This is a genomic window from Microbispora corallina, from assembly GCF_016863035.1.
Classification (GTDB): domain Bacteria; phylum Actinomycetota; class Actinomycetes; order Streptosporangiales; family Streptosporangiaceae; genus Microbispora; species Microbispora corallina.
Genome location: NZ_BOOC01000003.1, coordinates 1 through 21,649, shown reverse-complemented (window position 1 = coordinate 21,649; position 21,649 = coordinate 1). Strand labels below are relative to the sequence as shown.

Annotated in this window: 18 protein-coding genes; all 18 read right to left on the bottom strand. The window is 72.4% G+C overall.

What is annotated here, in order from left to right; genetic code table 11:
- Positions 1–9: 9 nt before the first annotated feature.
- Positions 10–1,362 carry a GTPase ObgE gene (obgE, locus tag Mco01_RS04205; protein WP_204055577.1) on the bottom strand — a complete coding sequence of 451 codons (1,353 nt, stop codon included), beginning with the start codon at positions 1,360–1,362 and terminating at the stop codon, positions 10–12.
- Positions 1,363–1,462: 100 nt separating this feature from the next.
- Complete coding sequence (gene rpmA / locus Mco01_RS04200; RefSeq protein ID WP_036330709.1) at positions 1,463–1,720, bottom strand: 50S ribosomal protein L27; 258 nt, start codon at positions 1,718–1,720, stop codon at positions 1,463–1,465.
- 45 nt (positions 1,721–1,765) lie between these two features.
- The gene (gene rplU, locus Mco01_RS04195; RefSeq protein WP_036330710.1) at positions 1,766–2,080 is read right to left on the bottom strand and encodes a 50S ribosomal protein L21; all 315 of its coding nucleotides are present in this window, start codon (positions 2,078–2,080) and stop codon (positions 1,766–1,768) included.
- Positions 2,081–2,312: 232 nt separating this feature from the next.
- Positions 2,313–5,210 (bottom strand): Rne/Rng family ribonuclease, encoded by a 2,898-nt coding sequence (locus Mco01_RS04190; RefSeq protein WP_204055576.1) that lies wholly within the window; start codon positions 5,208–5,210, stop codon positions 2,313–2,315.
- Between the two features lie 103 nt (positions 5,211–5,313).
- Complete coding sequence (locus Mco01_RS04185) at positions 5,314–6,066, bottom strand: TIGR03936 family radical SAM-associated protein (protein ID WP_204055575.1); 753 nt, start codon at positions 6,064–6,066, stop codon at positions 5,314–5,316.
- Between the two features lie 116 nt (positions 6,067–6,182).
- The gene (locus tag Mco01_RS04180) at positions 6,183–8,105 is read right to left on the bottom strand and encodes a TIGR03960 family B12-binding radical SAM protein (protein ID WP_204055574.1); all 1,923 of its coding nucleotides are present in this window, start codon (positions 8,103–8,105) and stop codon (positions 6,183–6,185) included.
- Positions 8,106–8,123: 18 nt separating this feature from the next.
- Positions 8,124–9,017 (bottom strand): phosphotransferase family protein, encoded by an 894-nt coding sequence (locus tag Mco01_RS04175; RefSeq protein ID WP_204055573.1) that lies wholly within the window; start codon positions 9,015–9,017, stop codon positions 8,124–8,126.
- Complete coding sequence (locus Mco01_RS04170; protein WP_204055572.1) at positions 9,014–10,447, bottom strand: NsdA family TPR-like regulatory protein; 1,434 nt, start codon at positions 10,445–10,447, stop codon at positions 9,014–9,016. The genes Mco01_RS04175 and Mco01_RS04170 overlap by 4 nt, the downstream gene beginning before the upstream one ends.
- 54 nt (positions 10,448–10,501) lie before the next feature.
- The gene (locus Mco01_RS04165; RefSeq protein WP_204055571.1) at positions 10,502–10,750 is read right to left on the bottom strand and encodes a hypothetical protein; all 249 of its coding nucleotides are present in this window, start codon (positions 10,748–10,750) and stop codon (positions 10,502–10,504) included.
- A 145-nt stretch (positions 10,751–10,895) separates the two neighbouring features.
- Positions 10,896–12,065, bottom strand: a complete 1,170-nt coding sequence (gene rodA / locus Mco01_RS04160; protein WP_204055570.1) for a rod shape-determining protein RodA — start codon at positions 12,063–12,065, stop codon at positions 10,896–10,898.
- Between the two features lie 12 nt (positions 12,066–12,077).
- The gene (gene mrdA, locus Mco01_RS04155; RefSeq protein ID WP_204055569.1) at positions 12,078–14,141 is read right to left on the bottom strand and encodes a penicillin-binding protein 2; all 2,064 of its coding nucleotides are present in this window, start codon (positions 14,139–14,141) and stop codon (positions 12,078–12,080) included.
- A complete protein-coding gene (gene mreD / locus Mco01_RS04150) occupies positions 14,138–14,653 on the bottom strand; it encodes a rod shape-determining protein MreD (protein WP_204055568.1) in 516 nt (171 codons plus the stop codon). Before mreD ends, mrdA begins: the two co-directional genes overlap by 4 nt.
- 3 nt (positions 14,654–14,656) lie before the next feature.
- Entirely contained in the window at positions 14,657–16,123 is a 1,467-nt protein-coding gene (mreC, locus tag Mco01_RS04145) for a rod shape-determining protein MreC (protein ID WP_204055567.1), read from the bottom strand.
- 9 nt (positions 16,124–16,132) lie between these two features.
- A complete protein-coding gene (locus Mco01_RS04140; protein ID WP_036330715.1) occupies positions 16,133–17,164 on the bottom strand; it encodes a rod shape-determining protein in 1,032 nt (343 codons plus the stop codon).
- Positions 17,165–17,367: 203 nt separating this feature from the next.
- A complete protein-coding gene (ndk, locus tag Mco01_RS04135) occupies positions 17,368–17,778 on the bottom strand; it encodes a nucleoside-diphosphate kinase (RefSeq protein ID WP_204055566.1) in 411 nt (136 codons plus the stop codon).
- A gap of 306 nt (positions 17,779–18,084) precedes the next feature.
- The gene (locus Mco01_RS04130; RefSeq protein ID WP_204055565.1) at positions 18,085–19,608 is read right to left on the bottom strand and encodes a hypothetical protein; all 1,524 of its coding nucleotides are present in this window, start codon (positions 19,606–19,608) and stop codon (positions 18,085–18,087) included.
- Positions 19,609–19,619: 11 nt separating this feature from the next.
- Positions 19,620–19,958, bottom strand: coding sequence for a DUF4233 domain-containing protein (locus Mco01_RS04125; RefSeq protein WP_204055564.1), 339 nt, complete (start codon positions 19,956–19,958; stop codon positions 19,620–19,622).
- A 194-nt stretch (positions 19,959–20,152) separates the two neighbouring features.
- On the bottom strand, positions 20,153–21,436 hold the full coding sequence (locus tag Mco01_RS04120; RefSeq protein WP_204056082.1) for a bifunctional folylpolyglutamate synthase/dihydrofolate synthase: 1,284 nt from the start codon (positions 21,434–21,436) through the stop codon (positions 20,153–20,155).
- Between the last annotated feature and the right edge of the window lie 213 nt (positions 21,437–21,649).

Sequence of the window (21,649 nt, the reverse complement as noted above, 5' to 3'; positions counted from 1 at the left end):
GCCGATTATCTAGCCGAGGCGCCTGTCGGTGCCGCGGGGGCCCAGGGCCGCCGCCGCCGCGCCCTGCGACGGCTGCCAGTCGAAGACGTAGCCGCCCTGCATCGGGCCGATGACCACTTCGGCGCCCGGCAGCGCGCCGGCCCCGATCAGCGCCTCCTCGACCCCGAGCCGTTCGAGCCGGTCGGCCAGGTAGCCGACGGCCTCGTCGTTGGCGAAGTCGGTCTGGCGGATCCACCGCTCGGGCTTCTCGCCGGTGACCTGGAAGGTGTTCTCGGCGACCCGCCGCACCGCGAAGCCGGTCTCGCCGAGCTGCTTGGGCCGGATGACCAGCCGCGTCGGCTCCTCGACCGGCGCCTCGGCCCGGGCCCGGGCGACCATCTCCCCCATCGCGTACGTCAGGGGCCGCAGGCCCTCGTGGCTGGCCGCGGAGATCTCGAAGACCCGCAGGCCGCGCTCCTCCAGCAGGGGCGTGACGATGTCGGCGAGCTCCCGGCCGTCCGGGACGTCGACCTTGTTCAGCGCGACCAGCCGCGGCCGGTCCTGCAGCGACCCGTACGCCGCGAGCTCGGCCTCGATGACGTCGAAGTCGGTCAGCGGGTCGCGTCCCGGCTCCATCGTGGCGCAGTCGAGGACGTGCACGATCGTCGAGCAGCGCTCCACGTGGCGCAGGAACTCGTGGCCGAGGCCCCGGCCCTCGGAGGCGCCGGGGATGAGCCCGGGGACGTCGGCCACCGTGAAGACGGTCTCGCCCGCCGTCACCACACCGAGGTTGGGAATCAGCGTGGTGAACGGGTAGTCGGCGATCTTCGGACGGGCCGCCGAGAGGGCGGCGATCAGCGACGACTTGCCGGCGTTGGGGAAGCCCACGAGCGCGACGTCGGCGACGGTCTTCAGCTCCAGGACCACGTCGGCCTCGTCGCCCGGCTCGCCGAGCAGCGCGAACCCGGGGGCCTTGCGCCGGGAGTTGGCCAGCGCGGCGTTGCCGAGGCCGCCGAACCCGCCCTGGGACGCGACGTACCGGGTGCCCGCGCCGACCAGGTCGACCAGCACCTCGCCCGTCTCCGCGCTCCTGACCACGGTGCCGTTGGGGACCGGCAGGACGAGGTCCTCGCCGTTCGCGCCGTCCCTGTTGGAGCCCATGCCCTGCTTGCCGTTGCCGGCCCTGCGGTGGGGCCGGTGGTGGTAGTCGAGGAGGGTGGACGTGTTGGGGTCCACCTCCAGGATCACGTCACCGCCGCGGCCGCCGTTGCCGCCGTCCGGGCCGCCCAGGGGCTTGAACTTCTCCCGGTGGATGGAGGCGCAGCCGTTCCCCCCGTCTCCCGCCTTGATGTGCAGGACGACGTGGTCGACGAAGTCGGCCATCAGCCGCTCCCCCCTTTCTGAAAAAGCGAATGAGGCGGACCGAGTGCTCGATCCGCCTCATCCAGCTGCGTTTGTGGCGCTTGTGTTCCCGTGGGCGGATCTACTCCGCGAGCGGGATGATGCTCACCGCGCGGCGCCCGCGCTTGGTGCCGAACTGCACGTGGCCGGCGGCCAGCGCGAACAGGGTGTCGTCGCCGCCGCGGCCGACGTTGTCGCCCGGGTGGAAGTGCGTGCCGCGCTGCCGGACGATGATCTCGCCGGCGTTCACCAGCTGACCGCCGAAGCGCTTCACGCCGAGGCGCTGGGCGTTCGAGTCACGACCGTTCCGGGTGGACGAGGCGCCCTTCTTGTGTGCCATGGTTCACTCCCTTTCGGGGGTAAGCGGGGGTCGTCCCCCGGGAAATTACTGTCCGGGGTTGATGCCGGTGACCTTGACCTGGGTGTACCGCTGGCGGTGACCCTGGCGCTTCTTGTACCCGGTCTTGTTCTTGTACTTCAGAATGCGGATCTTGGGGCCCTTGGTCTCGCCGAGGATCTCGGCGGTCACCTGGAACCGGGCAAGCGTGGCGGCGTCGGTGGTGACATCGCCGTCGTTGACGACGAGCACCGCCGGCAGCGACACCGAGGAGCCAACCTCTCCGGCGACCTTGTCCACCTCGAGGACGTCCCCGACGGAGACCTTCTGCTGCCTGCCGCCGCAACGAACGATCGCGTACACCGCGGAACCCTTCTTCTGGCTAATGCTGAGATGCCGCGCCCCGCATCCAGTCAGCTGTCGATGAGACGACCGGCGATCCGGGCAGGCGCGCGAAGCCAGGCGCGCCGACTCGGGGCGCACCGGATGACAAGGGTACCGGATGTTCGGTACCGAGGTCGAACCGGCGGACCACCGGGTGACGATTTCAATCGGCACGTCCCCGGACCCCAGGCGGGATCCGGGGACGCGACCGTCAGTCGGCCGCCTTCCTCCGGGAACGGCGACGGCCACGGGAGTGGGACGCCGAGACCTCGTCCTCCTCGCCGTCGATGGCGTCGGTGACGCTCTCCCGGGAGCTTGCGGACGCTGCCGCCACCGAGCCCTCCGAGGCGGCCAGCTTGTCGGCCACGGCCTTCTCGACCGCCATCTTGCCCTGCGTGCCGCGCGGCTCGGGCTTGGCCTCGACCGGCTCGGTCGAGACGATGATGCCGCGGCCGTGGCAGCAGTCGCACGGCGTGGAGAACGCCTCCAGCAGGCCCTGGCCGACCCGCTTGCGGGTCATCTGCACCAGGCCCAGCGAGGTGACCTCGGCCACCTGGTGCTTGGTCCGGTCGCGGGCGAGGCATTCGAGCAGCCGACGCAGCACCAGGTCGCGGTTGCTCTCCAGCACCATGTCGATGAAGTCGATCACGATGATGCCGCCGATGTCCCGCAGCCGGAGCTGGCGGACGATCTCCTCGGCCGCCTCCAGGTTGTTGCGGGTGACGGTCTCCTCGAGGTTGCCGCCCTGGCCGGTGAACTTGCCGGTGTTGACGTCGACGACGGTCATCGCCTCGGTGCGGTCGATCACCAGCGAGCCGCCGGACGGCAGCCACACCTTCCGCTCCATCGCCTTGGCGATCTGCTCGTCGATCCGGTACGCGGCGAAGACGTCGGACGCCGGGTCCCACTTCTTCAGCCGGTCGGCCAGGTGCGGCGCGACGTACCGGACGTACTCGTCGACCGTCGTCCACGCCTCGTCGCCCTCGACGACCAGCTGGGTGAAGTCCTCGTTGAAGACGTCCCGGACCACCCGGACCGTGAGGTCGGGCTCGCCGGACAGCAGCTCAGGCGGGCTCGCCGACTTGGCCTTGCGCTGGATGTTCTCCCACTGCGCCGACAGACGGGCCACGTCGCGGCCGAGTTCCTCCTCCGAGGCGCCCTCGGCGGCGGTGCGCACGATCACGCCCGCGTTCTCCGGCATGACCTTGCGGAGGATCTGCTTCAGCCGCGCCCGCTCCTTGTCGGGGAGCTTGCGGGAGATGCCCGTCATCGAGCCGTCGGGCACGTAGACGAGGTAGCGGCCGGGCAGGCTGACCTGCGAGGTCAGCCGGGCGCCCTTGTGGCCGATCGGGTCCTTGGTGACCTGGACGAGCACCGACTGGCCCGACTTGAGCGCCGCCTCGATCCGCTTGGGCTGGCCCTCAAGGCCGGCCGTGTCGAAGTTCACCTCGCCGGCGTACAGGACGGCGTTGCGGCCCTTGCCGATGTCGACGAACGCGGCCTCCATCGAGGGCAGCACGTTCTGCACCTTGCCGAGGTACACGTTGCCGACGTACGACTGGCTGGACTCGCGGTCGACGTAGTGCTCGACCAGGACGCCGTCCTCCAGCACCGCGATCTGGGTGCGGCCGCCGTGGCGGCGCACGACCATGACGCGCTCGACCGCCTCGCGGCGGGCCAGGAACTCCGACTCGGTGATGATCGGCGGGCGGCGCCTGCCCAGCTCGCGGCCTTCGCGGCGGCGCTGCTTCTTCGCCTCCAGCCGGGTCGAGCCCCGCACGCCCTGGACCTCGTCGACCGAGGTGGACCGGGTGGCACGGGGGGCCCGGATGCGGACCACCGTGTTCGGCGGGTCGTCCGGAGTGGTGTCGGCGTCGTCGCCCCCGCGGCGGCGACGGCGGCGACGACGGCGGGACCCGGTGGAGCCCCCCTCGTCGTCGGCCTCGCTCTCGCGGTCCTCCTCCTCGCCCTGCGCGGCCTGCGGCTCCTCGCCCTCCGCCTCGGACTCGGAGTCGTCGCCGTCCTCGGCGTCCCTGGTCCGGGAGCCCCGGCCGCGGCCGCCGCGACGACGGCGCCGCCGGCGCGTGCCGCCCTCGCCCTCGGACTCCTCCTCGCCCGTCTCGGCGGCCTCGTCGGCCTCCTCCGGCTCGGCCTGGTCGTCGGCCCGGTCCAGGCGGTCGGCCTGGGCGGCGGGCCGCGGCGCCGGGACGGCGAACGGGTCGGGGGCCTGGAACAGCGGCTGGAACACCGCCTGGGGCGCCTGGAAGGTCACCGACGGGACCTCGGCCTGCCGCGCGGACAGCCCGAACGGGTCGTTGACGAGGCTCGGCCGGCCCGCGAGCTCCTCGTCGTCCTCGTCGAGATCCGTGTCGAGGTCCTCGTCGAGGTCGTCGGCCAGATCCTCGTCGAGGTCCTCGGCCTCGGGCGTCCCGTCGTCGTCGAGCGGCTCCACGTCGAGGAGCTCGCCCTTCAGGGGCTCGAACGCCGAGGGCTCGGTGAGATCCTCCTCACCTGGCATGTTGAGCCGCAGCGCGGCGGCCACCTCGGCCTCGGCGGCGCTCATCGCCCTGGATCGTTCCGGCGCGACCTCGTCTTTCCTGCCGCGGGTGCGCCTGCGCCTGACCGGCGCCTGCTCCTCCGCCACGGGCTCCGGCTCGGGCGCCGGCTCCTCGATCCGCTTGCGCGTGCGCCGACGCCGTACGGGCTCCTCGGCGGGAGCGGTCTCAGCCGCGGCCGTCTCGCCCGGCTCCCCGGCGCCGCTCCCCGCGGTCTCCGGCTCGGCGGCGGACGCGCGACGGCGGGTGGCCCGCTTCGGCCGGGCCGGGGCCGCTTCGGGGGCGGCCTCGGCCGGAGCGGCGGAAGCCGGCTCCGTGGTCGCGGCCTCGCCGGCCGTACGCGTCTCGGCCGCCGCGGCCGGCACCGTGGTCACGGGCGGCGGCAGGTCGTCCGGCTCGGGCGGAGGCCCGGCCGGGCGGCTCGCCGCGCGGCGGCGCGGCGGCGTGGTCGCGCGGCCGGCCGGGACGCTCGTCCCGGCGGCGCTGTCGCTGCGTTCAGTTGTCGTGTCACCGTCAAGGCTCACAGCCCCGTCAGTGGGCTCGTTGTCGAGCATGCGGGCGCTCTCCCGTCAGCCTCCGGGCACGTCTCCGCGCCGCGCGAAGGCTCTCGTCTCTCGCGGTCCGCCGGGCCTCCTGTCGGTGCCGCGGCGGCAAGTCTTATCGGTCTCCACCGGCCCGATCGAGGTCGAACGGGTCGGCGGGCTCACCGGTCACGGCGTCGAGCGGCCCCTGCGCCAGCCTGGTCACCTCTGGGGGCGACGGCGGCGCGAAGCCGGCCACGAGACGCAGACCTGTGAGCACGTCGTCGGGCCGTACGGCAGGTGTTTCGTGCCGAACAACCATACGAAGTATGACACACGGCTGAACGGGCTTCTGACCTGCCGTTCTCCCCGAAGCCCCGGCGGCCTCGCCGATGCCGCCGTGCGCCGCCTCGTCCGTCAGGGCCAGCGCGTGCACGGCCTGCCGGGCGTCGAAGCGGCGCATCCCCTTCTTCGTCAGGCGTTCGACCTCGACGAGGTCGGCCGCCCAGAACTCCTTGACCGCCGCCTCGGCCTCGGCCGGGTCGGCCCCCGGAAGGCGCACCTCCCACACCGACGCCTCCAGCCGGTCGGCCAGCGTCCCGGATCGCGCCTCGACGACGTCGACCACGTCCAGGCCCGGCGGCAGCGAGGCGTCGAGGTCGGCCAGCACGCTCCGCGGATCGCACGGCCTGCTGACGCCGATCTCAAGGTATTCCGCCTCGCTCGCCACCCCGGTGGGGGCGGCGCCGGCATAGGAGATCTTGGGATGGGGGCTGAAGCCCGCGCTGTAGGCCACGGGCAGCCCGGCGCGCCGGACCGCCCGCTCCACGGCCCGCGAGATGTCGCGGTGGCTGGTGAAGCGCAGCCTCCCCCGCTTCGCGTAGCGCACGCGCAGGCGCTGCGCCACGGGCTCGGGCGCAGGCCCCTCGGGAACGGGTTTCTTCAGAGCCGTGGTCCTTCCGATCTCGTCGTCTTACAGGATAGGCCGGTCACCGGCGGGTCAGGTCAGAGGACGGTGAGGGGCAGCAGCCTCTTCCCGGTGGGGCCGATCTGGATCTCCGTCCCCATGGTCGGGCAGACGCCGCAGTCGTAGCAGGGCGTCCAGCGGCAGTCCTCGACCTCGCCAGCGTTCAGCGCGTCCTGCCAGTCCTGCCAGAGCCACTCGCGGTCGAGCCCGGCGTCGAGGTGGTCCCAGGGGAGCACCTCGTGCTCGTCGCGCTCGCGCGTGGTGTACCAGTCCACGTCGACCGGCTCCCCGGCCAGGGCGCTCTCGGCGGCGGCCATCCAGCGGTCGTAGGAGAAGTGCTCGCTCCAGCCGTCGAACCGCCCGCCGTCCTCCCAGACGGCCCGGATGACCCTGCCGACGCGGCGGTCGCCGCGCGACAGCAGGCCCTCCACGATGGACGGCTTGCCGTCGTGGTAGCGGTACCCGATGGCCCGGCCGTACTCCTTGTCGCCCCGGAGGGCGTCGCGGAGCTCCCGCAGCCGCCGGTCGACCGTCTCGTGGTCGCACTGGGCGGCCCACTGGAACGGGGTGTGCGGCTTGGGCACGAACCCGCCGATCGAGACCGTGCACCGCACGTCACGGGACCCGGTCGCCTCGCGGCCCGCCTTGATGACCTTCTTGGCCAGGTCGGCGATGCCGAGGACGTCGACGTCCTCCTCCGTGGGCAGCCCGCACATGAAGTAGAGCTTCACCTGCCGCCACCCCTGCCCGTAGGCCGTGGTGACGGTGCGGATCAGGTCCTCCTCGGTGACCATCTTGTTGATCACCTTGCGCATGCGCTCGGACCCGCCCTCGGGGGCGAAGGTCAGCCCGGAGCGGCGCCCGCCCCGGGACAGCTCGCCCGCCAGGTCGATGTTGAACGCGTCGACCCGGGTCGACGGCAGCGACAGGCCCACCTGGCCGCCCTCGTAGCGGTCGGCCAGGCCCTTGGCGATGTCGCCGATCTCGGAGTGGTCGGCGCTCGACAGCGACAGCAGCCCGACCTCGTTGAAGCCGGACTCCCGCAGGCCCGCCTCGACCATGTCGCCGATCGTGGTGATCGACCGCTCCCGCACCGGACGGGTGATCATCCCCGCCTGGCAGAAGCGGCAGCCCCGGGTGCAGCCGCGGAAGATCTCCACGCTGAACCGCTCGTGGACGGTCTCGGCCAGCGGGACGAGGGGCTTCTTCGGGTAGGGCCACTCGTCCAGGTCCATGACCGTGTGCTTGAAGACCCGCGACGGCACGCCGGCGCGGTTGGGGACGACGCGCTTGATGCGGCCGTCCGGGTGGTACTCGACGTCGTAGAACTTCGGGACGTACACCCCGCCGGTCTCGGCCAGGCGCATGAGCAGCTCGTCTCGGCCGCCGGGGGACCCCTCGCCCTTCCACTCGCGGATCACCTCGCTGATCGCGATGGCGATCTGTTCGCCGTCGCCGAGGACGGCGGCGTCGAGGAAGTCCGCGATGGGTTCGGGGTTGAACGCGGCGTGGCCCCCGGCCAGCACGATCGGGTCCTCGTCGGTCCGGTCGACCGCCTCCAGCGGGATCCCCGCCAGGTCGAGGGCGGTCAGCAGGTTGGTGTAGCCGAGCTCGGTCGCGAACGACACCCCGAGGACGTCGAAGGCGCGGACCGGCCGGTGGGCGTCCACCGTGAACTGCGGGACGCTCTCGGACCGCATGAGCGCCTCGAGGTCCGGCCAGACCGCGTACGTGCGCTCGGCCAGCGTCTCGGGCAGCTCGTTGAGGATCTCGTAGAGGATCTGCACCCCCTGGTTGGGCAGGCCGACCTCGTAGGCGTCCGGGTACATCAACGCCCACCGGACGGCCGCCTCGTCCCAGTCCTTGACCGTCGAGTTCAGCTCACCCCCGACATACTGGATCGGCTTCTGCACCTTCGGCAGGAGCGGCTCCAGACGGGGAAACAACGACTCGACAGACATGGGTCCAGGGTATCGGCTCTAAATGGGGTGCCAGGTCCTGTCGTCACCGGCCCGCAGCGACGACAGGCGGTGCCTGAGCTCCGCCTCGGCGTCCGCGTCCCGGTGGGCGTTGCGCAGCACGGCGGTGAGCGTCTGGAGCTCGCGGATGTCCCGCAGGACCGGGTAGCCGGCCCAGTCCCGGACGTCGTGCCCGTAGGCCTGGACGAAACCGGCCCGCTGGTCGTCCGACAGCCCGAACCTCGCGCCCTGCAGCGTCGGCACCAGGTCGATCTCCCGCGGCCCGGCGCTGGCCGAGTCCCAGTCGCACAGCAGCAGCCGCTCCGGGGTGCGGATCAGGTTGCCGCGGTGCGCGTCCCCGTGGATCAGCCCGTACGGCAGGGCGAACCCGACTCGCTCGTAGTACGCCTCCTCCAGACCCGCGCTCCGCTCCAGTAACCACTCGCGCTCGTCGTCCACCAGCACCCGGCTCGCGCGGACGGCCCGGCGGATCCGGCCGAAGGGGTCGTACGTGGGCAGCGCGAACGGCGGGGCCGGCAGCGTGTGCAGCCACCGGAGCAGGACGCCGAGCGGGGCCGGGTCGGCCTCCGCCCCGCCGCCGGGGCCGGACTCCTCGTAGTGCCAGAACGTCGCCAGGCAGCCCTCGGCGGCGACCGGCTGCCGGACGTCGAGCGGGCGCGTGACGGGGAAGCCCTGCTCGTGCAGCCACCGGGTGACCTTGAGCGAGGTGACGAGCCGGTCGAGCTTGCCCGGGGCGGTCGCCTCGGCCAGGCGGACGACGACCCCCTCGGCGGGCAGGTGGTAGACCACGTTGGCGACGCTGCGCAGCAGCCGCGCCCCCACGCTGCTCAGACCCGCCTGGCGGCACGCCTCCGCGAGCGCGGGAGGAGTGCCGGCGACGGTGGAGACGGTCATGGACGGCCTTCCTGGTGCGGGGCGTGACCGGCGGCCTCGGGCAGGGCCCGGGCCGCCGACTCCGGCAGTCCGACGGCGCAGAACCCCTCCAGCCGGTCGACCAGCGGCCCCCTCAGCAGGGGGCGGGTCGACTGGAGGGTCTCGGCGAGGCTGTCGATCCGGCGCTCCGGCGGCAGCTCGAGCAGCGGCGTGAGGGCCTGCTCCGCCCCCTCGGGGTCGTCCTCCATCAGGTGGGCCACCGCGAGGTGCGCCCCTGCCATGGCCTCGCAGCCGTACGACCGGTTCTGCCGGTCCTCCTCGCCGTACAGGTCGAGGGCGGTGCGGGCCCGCTCGATGGCGAGCGCGGGCTGCCCGAGGTGCAGGTGGGCCACGGCCGAGTAGTACGCGTGCTTGGCGGGGCGGAAGGCGAACTCGCCCGCGAACCCGTCGTGCAGTTCGTCGCCCGCGCCCGACTCGCGGGCGTCGGCGGCCCGCAGCATCTCGTCCTCGGCCTCGCGGGTCCAGCCGAGCATGGCACCGGCGCGGGCGCGCAGCATGTGCAGGCGGGCGCCGCCCTGCCCGCGGGACAGGTGGGTGAGGCCGTCCCCGGCGTACCCGGCCGCGTCCTCGTACCGCTTGTCCCACAGCGCGACCGACGCCTGCATCCCGCGCGCCCACCCCATGAGCGACGGGTGCCCGGCGACCCTGCCGTACGTCCAGGCGGCCCGGGCGAGGGTGTCGGCCGGCACCCGGCGGCCCATGTCCATGCTGGCGTTGGCCATCAGCCCGCTCAGGGCGCCGGCGAGGAAGTACAGCTCACCCGCCTGCGAGGGGTGGATGCGCCGCTCCAGCGCCCGGCGGGCCTGCTCCTGCAGCGCCCGCATCTCCACGAACAGCGGCAGCGGCGCCTCCCAGACGTACCGCCTGGCCAGCCAGATGACCTGGGTGCGCAGCCGTTCCAGCGCGCTGTCGCCGATCTCGCTGGTCTCCACCCGCTCGGCGTGCTCGCTGGCCTCCTGGGCGGCCGTCGTGATCAGGTCGGGCGCGGTCACCCGTGGCCGCCGCAGCTCCTCCGGGGTGTAGTCCCTGGCGAAGCCGAGCTGGACCGGCCCGGTCTCGTACAGGCGGCACAGCAGGTCGGTGTACTCGCGGTCGGGCCGCGCCCCGGCCTCCCACTCCCGCCAGGACCGCTCGGTCAGGCCCCTGCGCTTGATCTGCTCGCGGTCGCACATCGCGTGGAAGCGCTCAATGGCCTCCTCGACCGTCCAGCCGTGCGCGAGGCGGAGGCACTTGAACCGCGACAGCTGCGGGCAGCAGAGGTGGATCTCCTCGGCGATCTGGTGGAACACCGCCGTCGTCGGCGGCTCGCCCAGGCCGGCGAGGGTGCGCTCGCGGATCGTCGTCGCGACCTGCATGGCGGACCGGTCGCCGCCGCGTGGGGGTGATGTCATCGGCTCTCCATCGGGTGACACCCGCACGCTAGCGTCGTCAACGTCACGAAGCGGTCACCCCGCGCACTGCGAGTTGCTCTCCTTCGCCCGGAGAGGGGCCATCGTCCCCCCGTTCCTGAGCTGGGCCATGAACAGCTGCCCGCACAGGCTGCCCGGGGTCTCGGCGAACCACACCGCGGGCGGGTCGCCGGCCGCGGCGGCCGCCCAGCGGCCCCCGCCGTAGACGATCCGATAGTCGGGGAAGGCCGTACGCAGCATCTCCAGGGCGCGCTCGCGCTGGCGCGCCTCGTCGTCCGGAGTCACGGTTCCTCCGTAATGGTTCGTTCAGCCCCCGAACCAGTTCCGTTCCCATGGTGTTCGCCTGACGGTGCGCACACCAGTGAGAGCGGGAGCCAGGAACCCTGCGAGGCGCTCTCATGCCGCCCGGCCGCCGTTCATCCGACGCCGCTCAGGCCGCGAACGGCCTCCGTACGTGGATCGCCTGGAGGATGCCGACGGAGATCATGTTCGCGAACGTCGCGGTGCCTCCGTACGAGACGAACGGCAGCGGCACACCGGTGATCGGCATGATGCCGATGGTCATGCCGACGTTGACGAGGGTCTGGAACGCCATCCAGGCGACGATGCCGCCCGCGACGAGCGCGCCGAACCGGTCGTCGCAGGCCCGGGCGATGCGCAGGCCGCGCAGCAGCACGACGCCGAGCAGCAGGACCACGGTGACCGTCCCGAGGAAGCCGAGCTCCTCCCCGGCGACCGTGAAGATGAAGTCGGTGTGCTGCTCGGGGACGAACCGCCCGGTGGTCTGCCCGCCGTGGAACAGCCCCTTGCCGAACACCTCACCCGAGCCCACGGCGACCAGGGCCTGCGTGCTGTTGTAACCCACGCCCCGCGGGTCACTGGAGGGGTCCATCAGCGCCGTGAACCGGGCCACCTGATACGGCTTCAGCAGCCCGAGCGACCAGACCGCGGCCGCGCCCGCCACGGCCAGCCCCACCGCCAGCAGGACCAGCCGCTTGCGCACCCCCGCGAACACGATCACCCCGGCGGTGGTGGCCAGCAGCACCATGGTCGTGCCGAGGTCCGGCTCCAGCATGACCAGGACCGCCGCGCCTCCCAGCGCGGCCAGGGACAGCAGCACGCCGATCGCCGTCGGCCGGTCCTTGGTGCCCTCGGCGGTCGGTGTGAGCAGCCGCGCCAGCATCACGACCAGAGCGGGCTTGGCGAGCTCCGCCGGCTGCACCGCGAACCCGCCGCCCAGCATGATCCACGAGTGGTGGCCGTTGATCGTCGACCCCATGGGGGTGATGACCAGCAGGAGCCCGAGGAGGGCGACCCCGTAGAAGAGCGGCGCCCACGTCCGCAGCCGCCGGTAGTCGTAGACGGCCACGGCGCTGTAGAGGGCCAGCCCGATGCACACGTTGAGCACGTGCTTCTTCAGCAGGCCGGTCGGCTCGGCCGACGACCACATCCGCGTGGACGACCAGACGAGCAGAGTCCCGATGACGCTGAGCGCGATCACCGCGGCGAACAGGACGCCGTCCATCTTCCACACGGTCGCGCCACGGCCGACCGCCCGCTTCGCCAGGGAACCACGTCCCACACTCATGGCCTCAGGCATGGCGGCCCTCCCTCACTGCGCGACCGTCCCGTCCTTCCGGATGACCGGCAGCCGGGTGGGCGGCCGCCCGTCCGGCATCGCCGCCTTGACCGGCTTGTTGTCCTCGCCCTTGCCGAGCCCGAAGATCCCCTCCCAGATCCGCCGTACGGCCGGGGCGGCGGTCGCGGCGCCGAAGCCGCCCTGGGACACCATCACGACCGTCACCAGCCGCGGGTCGTCCGCCGGCGCGAACGAGGCGAACCATGATGTGTCCTCCTTGCCCCAGACCTCGGCCGTACCGGTCTTGCCCCCGATCTTCACGACGTTCATCGGGAACCCGCGGAAGGCCCCCGCCGCTGTACCGTCCGACGGCACCTCCGACAGCGCCTTGCGGATGTAGGTCCGGGTCTCGTCGTTGATCGGCAGGTGCCTCACGATCGGCACCGGGATCTCCTTCACCAGGGTCCCGTCCGGCCGCACCAGGGCCCAGCCGACGCGCGGGCTGCGCAGGTTGCCGTCGCCGACCAGCGCGGCGTACGCCCGGGCCAGCTGGAGGGGCGTGACGAGCACGTCGCCCTGGCCGATCGAGAAGTTCGCCGCCTCGTACGCGTGGAACAGGAAGCCCTCGAGGCAGTTCTCGTTGGCCAGCCGCTTCGAGAAGGCGGCGCGGGCCTCGTCCTTGATCTCCGGGTAGCCGGTCTTGGCCCGGCGGCACATCTGGTCCTTGGTGCTGGTCCACAGGTTGTGCTTCCACGTCCGGTCAGGGATGAGGCCGGGCGAGTCGCCGGGCAGGTCGATGCCGGTGGGCTTGCCGAACCCGAAGGCGCGAGCCATGTTCGCCATGGGCTCCTTCGTGTGGGGCTTCGGCTTGTTGCCGCCGTCGCGCTGCCACTCCTCGTAGCCGGCCCGGTAGAAGACCGTGTCGCACGACTTGACCAGCGCCTCGTGCAGCGAGATCGAGCCGAGGCTCATGCCGCCCGCGTTGCCGAACGCCCGGCCGGCCACGTTGAACGAGCTCGGGCACTGGTAGGTCCCGTGCAGCGGCTCGCCGTCCGCGATCATCGCCGACACCGAACTGATCTTGAACGTCGAACCGGGGGCGTACTCGCCCTTGAGCGCCCGGGAGATCAGCGGCTTGCCCGACTTGTTCGACAGGAGCCAGCGGTAGTCCTTCTCGGAGATGCCGCCCGTCCAGACCGCCGGGTCGTACGTGGGCCGGCTGGCCATGGCGATCACCCGGCCGGTCTTGACGTCGAGCACCACCGCCGCCGCGCCGTCCGACTGCGGGACCTCCTGCATGGCCTGGGCGAGCGAGTTCTCGACGACCCGCTGGACCTTCTCGTCGATGCTCGTGATGAGGATGTCGCCGGCCGTCGGCGCCGACTGCTGGTCGACCGTGATGACCTTGCCCATCCGGTCGACCTGCACCCGCCGCAGACCGGGCGTGCCGCGCAGCGCCGAGTCGTACACGGCCTCCAGGCCGTCGCGGCCGGTCAGGTCGACGCCCGAGTAGTTGGCCTTGAGGCCCTCGCGCTTCTCCAGCTCCTTCTCGGTGACCGGCTGGAGGTAGCCGAGCATCTGGGCCGCGTCCTTGCCGTTCGGGTAGTCGCGCAACGACTCGATCTCGGCCGTCACGCCCGGGAAGTCCTCCTGCCGCTCCATGATCTGCAGCGCCGAGCGCATGTTCACATGGTTGGCGACGGGGATCGGCGTGTACGGCGAGCCCGGCCAGCAGGGGCGGGCGACGCCCGGCCCGCACGCCCGGATCTGCTGCTTGAGCTGCGCCACCGGCTTCTTCAGCACAGCGGCCAGCCGCCGCAGCACCGCGTCGCCGCCGTCGGGCATGCGCTCCAGGCTCGACCTGTCGACGGAGACCACGAGCGTGCTGCGGTTGACGACCAGCGGCCGCCCCGACGAGTCGAGGATCGCCCCGCGCAGCGCCGGCACCCGGACCTCCCGGGTGCGGGTCTCGGTGGCCACCGTCACGAACTTCGGCCCCTGGACCACCTGGACCTGCCACAACCGGACGACCAGCACCACGATCATCGCGATGACGATCACCTGCAGGGCGAACAGCCGCCCCCGCAACCGTGTCATGCCGTCCCCCGTCTCCAGCTCGTCACGAGCTCACCACCGCCGCCGCGCCTCCTCTGGCTGTGCAGGGCGGTCACCGCCCGCAGCACCAGCGGCGCGACCACGAGATTGCACAGGGCCTCCCGGGGCCAGGCCGTCCGCAGGACGGTCCAGGTGACCCCCGGGCTCCCGATCAGCGCGCCGAGCCCGGCCGCCAGGCCCGGCTCGGCCACGGCGCACAGCAGCACCGCGAGCAGGGGGAGCCGCTCCCCCGTCCGGCCGGCGACGTACCCGAGCGCGCACATCACCAGCGCGTACTGCCCCAGCGTGTGGTTGGCGGGGGGCAGCAGGTCGTAGCCGAGCCCCCCGAAGAAGCCGATGACGGCGCCGGGCACCGGCCCCCGCAGCACGGCCAGCGCGGCCACGGTCAGCAGGACGAGGTCGGGCGCGAACGAGCCCAGCAGCCGGTTCACGAAGCTCACCTGGAGGACCAGGGCGGCGACGAGCAGCAGCGCTGCGGTCAGGTTGCGCAGCATGGGTCAGACCCTCCCGTCACGCCCGCGCGCCGGGTGCGCCGGCTCCGCGCGCGGCTCGGGCCGGCGCGCATGCGCGGTGTCCCCCCGGCGGCCGGACGCGACCTCGGTGGCTGCGGGCCGCGCCCGATCCTGCGCCGCGGCGCCGGGGCGGGTCCGGGTGACCGCCCGCGCGGTTTCCTCGTTCGACCGGTGGGCGGTCCGCGTGTCCGGCCTCGCCGCCTGCGCATCGGGCCTCGCGGCGTGCGCGTCCGGCCTGGCCGTGGGGTTGGGGCGGTCACCGGCCGGGGGCCGGTTCGCGACCGGCCGGCCGGCCGCCTGGGGCCGGTCGCCGGACCGGTCGTCCGCTCTGCCGTCGACGGGGCCGTGTGCGCCGGGCCGTCCGGCTCCGCGGCCGGCGGCCTCCCCGCCGGGCCCCGAGTCCGGACCTGGTGCGCGGGCGCCGTCGAGCGTCTCCCCCGCGCCGCCGCGGTCGTCGGGCGCGCGCAGCGAGTCGCGGGCCCCGTCGTGCCGGCGTCCGCCCGGCCCCGCCTCCAGCAACGGTCCGAGCAGGTCGCGGTCCCGCTTCTTCCGCTGGTCGACCGGCTTCGCCGGCGGCGGCACCGGCGGCAGCACCGAGTCGCGCGGGTCGCGCTTGGGCGCCTGCACGACGACCCCCACCACGTCGAGGGACGAGAAGTCGGTGAACGGTCGGGCGTACGCCGTCTTCACCAGCTCGCCCGGCGTGTTCTCGACCCGCTCGATGATCCCGATCGGCACCCCCGCGACGTAGGGCTTGCTCTGCTGGGAGCCGAAGGACACGATCCGCTTGCCTACGCTCAGCGGAGCCGAGGAGTCGAACAGCCGAAATCTGATCATGTTGTCGCCGCCGCCCGCCTCGCCGAGGCCGCTCACGACGCCGATCTCGTTGCCGCCTTCGAGCCGCGCGCCCGCCGACAGCGCGGGGTCGGTGAGAAGCGCGACGGTCGAGGTGTCCGGCCCCGCCTGGACGACCCGGCCGACCAGCCCCTCCCCGGTGAGCACGCTCATGTCGGCGCGCACCCCGTCGCCCGACCCGGCGTCGATCTCCACCGCGTCCTCGAACCCCGGGACGGTACGACGGGCGACGACCTGGGCGGGCACGACCCGGTAGCGGCCGAGCCCGGCCAGGCCGAGCATCCTGTCGAGCTTCGCCAGGTGGTCCTTGTCGAGGCGCTGCGCCGACAACTCGCTCCTGAGCTGCGCGTTCTCCTTGCGCAGCGCGGCAACCGTCCGCTCGGCGCCGGGCGCGCCCCGCACCATCCCGACGAAGCCGGTGATCGGGCCGGTGACGGTCGCGGTCGCACTCTCCAGCCGGCCGAACAGGCCCGCCGCCGCCTGGCGGATCGGGCCCAGGACGGGAAGTCCCGCGGACCGGTGGTCCACCGTGATGAGGATCAGTGCGACGGCGAGGAGGAGGCCGAGTACGAGACGGGCGCGGCGGGTGTCTCTCATGACCGCTCCTTAGTTGCGGGGCTCCGGCACGAGCACCTGTTGGAGCGCGTCGAAGTCCTCCACGCACTTTCCGGAGCCGAGGGCGACCGAGTCGAGCGCGTTGTCGGCCAGGTGGACGGGCATGCCGGTCTCGTCGCGGAGCCGGTCGACCATGCCGCGCAGCAGCGCCCCGCCGCCGGTCAGGGCGATGCCCCGGTCCATGAGGTCTCCGGAGAGCTCGGGCGGGCACTTGTCCAGCGTCGACTTGACCGCGTCGACGATGACGTTCACCGGCTCGGCGATCGCCCGGCGGATCTCCTCGGCGGAGATGACCACCGTCTTCGGCAGACCGCTGACCAGGTCCCTGCCGCGGACCTCGGCGTGGAAGTCCTCGCCGATGGCGCACGCGGACCCGATGGCGATCTTCACTTCCTCCGCCGTGCGCTCCCCCAGCATCAGGGAGTACTCCTTCTTGGCGAAGGCCAAGACCGCCTGGTCGAGCTCGTCGCCCGCCACGCGGATGGACTGGCTGGTCACGATCCCGCCCATCGAGATGATCGCGACCTCGGTGGTGCCGCCCCCGATGTCGACCACCATGTTGCCGGTCGGCTCGTGGACGGGCAGGCCGGCGCCGATCGCGGCGGCCATGGGCTCCTCGACGATGTAGACCCGCCGCGCTCCGGCCTGGTACCCCGCCTCCTTGACCGCGCGCTGCTCAACAGCGGTGATCCCGCTGGGCACGGCCACAATGATGCGGGGCCGGACGAAGTGCCGGCGCTTGTGCACTTTCTGGATGAAGTACCTCAGCATGCGCTCGGTCACATCGAAATCCGCGATGACCCCGTCGCGCAGAGGCCGTATCGCCACGATGTTTCCGGGCGTTCGCCCGATCATCCGCTTCGCTTCTATCCCAACAGCCACGATCTTGCCGGTCGTGACGTTGATGGCGACGACGGACGGCTCGTTCAGAACGATGCCGCGTCCTCGCACGTAGACCAGAGTGTTCGCCGTGCCAAGGTCGACGGCCATGTCACGGCCCAGGAATGTCAGCTTGCTGCCCATGCGGAAGGAAGCCTTCCTTCAGGTGGTGAGCGGGTAGGCGGGATAACGCATCGCATTCGAATCGTAACGGCACGTGCTCATGACTGGGCACATCGAGCCCTCACGCCCCGGGAAAATTCGGGGTCTCCCAACCAGAGATCGGTCACCGCCCTGGAAAACACGAGAGGCCCCGGTTTAGCCCGGGGCCTCTCGTGTGGCAAACGCTAGAAACGGTCCGGAAAGAAGATCTTGATCTCGCGGGCCGCGGACTCGGGCGAGTCGGAGCCGTGCACGACGTTCTCGCCGATCTCCAGCGCGTGGTCGCCGCGGATCGTGCCGGGAGCGGACTTCACCGGGTCGGTCAGGCCGGCCAGGGCGCGGAACGCCTCCACCGCGCGCGGGCCCTCGAGGACGAGCGCGACCAGCGGGCCGCCGGTGATGAACTCGACCAGCTCGCCGAAGAACGGCCGCTCGGAGTGCTCGGCGTAGTGAGCCTTGGCCGTCTCCGCGTCCAGCGTGCGCAGGTCCATCGCCACGATCTTGAGGCCCTTGCGCTCGATGCGGCCGATGACGTCCCCGATGAGGCCGCGACGGACTCCGTCGGGCTTGATCAGGACAAGCGTGCGCTCGGACACTGTTTCTCTCCTTGGTGTGAAGCGGATGTGCTCAGGACGCCGGGCTCCGCGCGCGTGATGCCGCGGCGGTTCGGGAGCTCCAACGCAACCGCAGCTTACCGGTCCCGGCGCCGCCCCCCGGTCCTCACGACACCACCCGGGGCGTCGGACATCGCCGGCGAAGATTTGGCACCACCCGGGGCATTCCGCCGGCAGAGACCTGGGGCTACCACCCGGGGCATCACACGTCCGCCGGCAGAGCTCTCGGGACACCGTGCGGGGCGTGGGGCGTCGCCGGCAGACGTCTCGTGGCGCCGCCCGCCTGGGTCAGTGTTCGGGACGCTGCTCGGTCGTGGCCCCGGTCTCCCCTTCGGGTGAGGGCGTGGGGGCGGGGACGACGGGAGCGCCCGCGGACGCCGTACGCGGTGAGGATCCGGCCCTCCGGGCGAAGAGCGCGCCGAGCACGATCACGCCGACCACGACGAACCCGCCCACCAGCGCCCACGCGTGCAGCGCGTCGATGAATCCGTCGACGAGGGCCTGCCGGTCGCCCGCCGCCGTACGGGTGGCCTCCTGCAGCCTGTCGACCTGGATGCCGGTGCCGAGCAGGAAGCCCGCCAGCACCGCGGGGAAGCACAGCGACAGCCCGAGCAGAGCCGACCCCACGCCCGCCAGCCGGAATGCGCTCACCAGCGCCACCGCCGACCCCGCCGCGAGCAGTACGAACGGCACCACGAGCGGCGGCCCGTCCGGCTCGGGCACGACCACCCGGATGGCGGCCAGGCCGACCACCACCGCCACGAGCCCGCCGTTGGTCAGCCGCGCGGCCAGCGCCTCCGGCACCAGCCCCGCCACCACGGCCGCGCCCAGCGCGGCCACCGCTGCGATCACGAACGGCAGCCACAGACCCCTGAGCCCCGGGCCGCCGAGCCCGCCCAGCTCGACGTACGTCGCCTGGGCCGCCGTGGGGAGCACGACCAGGCCGACGGCCACGTACGTGAAGGCCAGCATGCGCCCGCCGGGACCCTCGAACGTGCCCACCGCGCCGAGCGCCAGCATCCCGACGACGGCGACGGCCGCGGCGACCACGACCAGCGTCGGCGGCCAGTCGAAGGTTGTGCCGACGGCGAGCACGGCGATGCCGGCCGAGGGCACGGCCGCGAGCGTGAGCCGCCCGCGCTCCGCCGACGAGGGCCGGCGTACGGACGCGACGGCTCGCGTGCTCTCCCCCTCCCCGGAAAGCAGCCACAGCACCAGGTAGGCCGCGGCGAGCGCGAGGGCGATCCCGGTGAGCAGCGGGTACGGCTGAAGGGTGACGCGCCAGGAGTCCACGTTGTCGAGCGGCCACAGGGCGAGCGCCTGCGCGGACAGCAGCGCCGCCCCCAGCATCCCGGCCCAGACGGGCAGCAGCACGTCACGGCTCGGCCGCTCGGAGACGGCCACGAGCGTCGCCGGCACCAGCATGCCCGCGCCGACGCCGTGGAGCACGCGCAGCACCGCGACCAGCGCGGTGCTGCCGGCGTAGCCGCCCGCCGCGTCGGCCAGCGCCAGCAGCGTGAGCCCGGCCACGAGGATGGGTGCGGCGCGGAACCGGCGCACGGCCACGGCCGCGAGCGGCACGGTCAGCAGCATGGCGGGCAGCGCCAGACCGTGCGCCCGCATCATCTCCACCTGCGAGACGCCGGGCGGGAGCAGCGCCGCCACCACCGAGATGGTGTTCGGGATGGCGACGATCGCCAGCGGCAGCGCGACGGCGGTGAGCAACCCGACCACGACGTCGAGCAGCAGAGGGGCGCGCACGGCGCGGATCGCGACGGCGGTCCGGGCCTGCGGAACGGGAGGGACGGCCATGGTTGCCGACTTTAGCGCTTAGTCGCCCCTTCGACACGGCGAGCGACGAAGATGGCTGCTATCCACAGGACGCCGAAGATCACCCCGAGGAAGAACATGGCCGGGACGAGGAACCCGGTCGCGATCGCGAGCACCTGGATCACGGTCCCCGCGATGTACGCCGCCGGTCGCTTGAGCATCCCGGTGACGAGGACGCACAGCACCGCCAGCCCCAGCCCGACCGTCAGCGCGACCGACGGGTCGACCTTGTTGATCGTGATGGCGACCGGGGTCGTCAGCGCGACGACGATCGCCTCCATGCCCAGCACACTCGCACCGAGCCTGCGCATGCCGGGAGTCACCTCGAACACGCCGTCCCACCTGCTCGTCTCTCGGGTCGTTACCTGGTTCGCTGCCTGGGCCGTTGCCTGGTTCACTGCCGGGCCTGCTGCCTGGGCCGTTGTGCGGGTCGACTGTCGCGGCCCTCGCCGGGTGGACTCCTGCCACCCTTGCGGGGTCTTCTCCTTGGTCCCTTGCAGGGCGGCCTCCTCAGGCGCCCGCGTGCTCATCGCTCGCCCTTCAACAGGATGCGGGCGTCGCCGACCGTCACGACCGAGCCGGTGATCAGGACGCCCGAGCTGAACTCGTCCCCCTGATCAGCGAGGCCGATCGCCATGTCGATCGCGTCGTCCAGTCGCTCGGTCGGGTGGACCCGCTCCTGCCCGAAGATGCTCTCGGCGCGCGCAGCCAGCTCCTCCGGGCTCATCGAGCGCGGCGAGGAGTTCCGCGTGACGATGAGCTCCTCCACGACCGGCTCGAGCAGCTCCAGGATCGCGTCCACGTCCTTGTCCGCCATCGCGGCCACCACTCCCACGAGCCGGGTGAACCCGAACGCCTCGCTGATCGCGTCGACGGTCGCCTCCATCCCTCCCGGGTTATGGGCGGCGTCCAACACCACCGTGGGGCCCCGCCGGACCACCTCAAGCCGTCCGGGGCTGGCCACCTGGGCGAACGCCTGCCGTACGACCTCGTCCCCGAGCGGATCCTCGCCCGCGGTCATCGTCTCGACGGCCGCCAGGGCCGCCGCGGCGTTGCTCGCCTGGTGCGCGCCATACAGGGGCAGGAAGACGTCCTCGTACACGCCCTTCAGACCCCGGAGCTGAAGCACCTGCCCGCCCATCGCCAGCTCGCGGTGGAGGACGCCGAACTCGAGGCCCTCACGGGCGACCACGGCTCCGGTCTCGGCCGCGCGCCGCATCAGCACCTCGGCGGCCGGGAGCGGCTGCTGCGCCAGCACCGCCGTCGCGCCCGGCTTGATGATGCCCGCCTTCTCCCCGGCGATCGTCGCGACGTCGGGGCCGAGGTAATCGGTGTGATCAAGCGAGATCGGCGTGATCACGGCCACCGTGCCGTCAGCGACGTTCGTGGCGTCCCACGTGCCGCCCATGCCGGTCTCGATGACCGCCACGTCCACAGGCGCATCGGCGAACGCGGCGTACGCCATCGCGGTCAGCACCTCGAAGAAGCTGAGCCGGCCGATCTTGCCGTCGATCATCTCGAGGTACGGCTCGATGTCCTGGTACACCTCCGTGAACCGGTCCTCGGACAACGGCTCGCCGTCGATCGAGATCCGCTCACGCATCGAGACCAAGTGAGGGCTCGTGTAGCGGCCCACCCGCAGATTGCGCTCGCGCAGCAGGGCCTCGGTCATGCGGGCAGTACTGGTCTTGCCGTTGGTCCCCGCGATGTGGACGACGGGATAGGCCGTCTGAGGGTCGCCAAGGAGTTCCAACAACGCGGTGATGCGATCGAGCGAGGGGTCGAAGTTCCATTCGACGCCCCGCGCCATGATCGCCTGCTCGACGGCTCGATATTCCACGCCCATCAGCGTACGGGCTCACCGCGCAGGTTCCGGTCTGGGGCAGTGGCCTGTGGATAAGTCGCCGTGAAGAGCTGTGGCAGCCCGGTGGCTGGTCTGGTTGTGCCGATGACGTGTGCCGATGACGTGTGCCGGCGGCGGGTCGGGGTGGTGGTTTGTGCGGAGGGGCGGGGTCGGTGTTCG

What these genes read in the sequence shown, in the direction of transcription:
- obgE (WP_204055577.1), bottom strand. Translation starts at nt 1,362, where the DNA reads ATGGCCGACTTCGTCGACCACGTCGTCCTGCACATCAAGGCGGGAGAC.
- rpmA (WP_036330709.1), bottom strand. Translation starts at nt 1,720, where the DNA reads ATGGCACACAAGAAGGGCGCCTCGTCCACCCGGAACGGTCGTGACTCG.
- Mco01_RS04190 (WP_204055576.1), bottom strand. Translation starts at nt 5,210, where the DNA reads ATGCTCGACAACGAGCCCACTGACGGGGCTGTGAGCCTTGACGGTGAC.
- Mco01_RS04180 (WP_204055574.1), bottom strand. Translation starts at nt 8,105, where the DNA reads ATGTCTGTCGAGTCGTTGTTTCCCCGTCTGGAGCCGCTCCTGCCGAAG.
- Mco01_RS04175 (WP_204055573.1), bottom strand. Translation starts at nt 9,017, where the DNA reads ATGACCGTCTCCACCGTCGCCGGCACTCCTCCCGCGCTCGCGGAGGCG.
- Mco01_RS04170 (WP_204055572.1), bottom strand. Translation starts at nt 10,447, where the DNA reads ATGACATCACCCCCACGCGGCGGCGACCGGTCCGCCATGCAGGTCGCG.
- rodA (WP_204055570.1), bottom strand. Translation starts at nt 12,065, where the DNA reads ATGCCTGAGGCCATGAGTGTGGGACGTGGTTCCCTGGCGAAGCGGGCG.
- mrdA (WP_204055569.1), bottom strand. Translation starts at nt 14,141, where the DNA reads ATGACACGGTTGCGGGGGCGGCTGTTCGCCCTGCAGGTGATCGTCATC.
- mreD (WP_204055568.1), bottom strand. Translation starts at nt 14,653, where the DNA reads ATGCTGCGCAACCTGACCGCAGCGCTGCTGCTCGTCGCCGCCCTGGTC.
- mreC (WP_204055567.1), bottom strand. Translation starts at nt 16,123, where the DNA reads ATGAGAGACACCCGCCGCGCCCGTCTCGTACTCGGCCTCCTCCTCGCC.
- Mco01_RS04140 (WP_036330715.1), bottom strand. Translation starts at nt 17,164, where the DNA reads ATGGGCAGCAAGCTGACATTCCTGGGCCGTGACATGGCCGTCGACCTT.
- Mco01_RS04130 (WP_204055565.1), bottom strand. Translation starts at nt 19,608, where the DNA reads ATGGCCGTCCCTCCCGTTCCGCAGGCCCGGACCGCCGTCGCGATCCGC.
- Mco01_RS04120 (WP_204056082.1), bottom strand. Translation starts at nt 21,436, where the DNA reads ATGGCGCGGGGCGTCGAATGGAACTTCGACCCCTCGCTCGATCGCATC.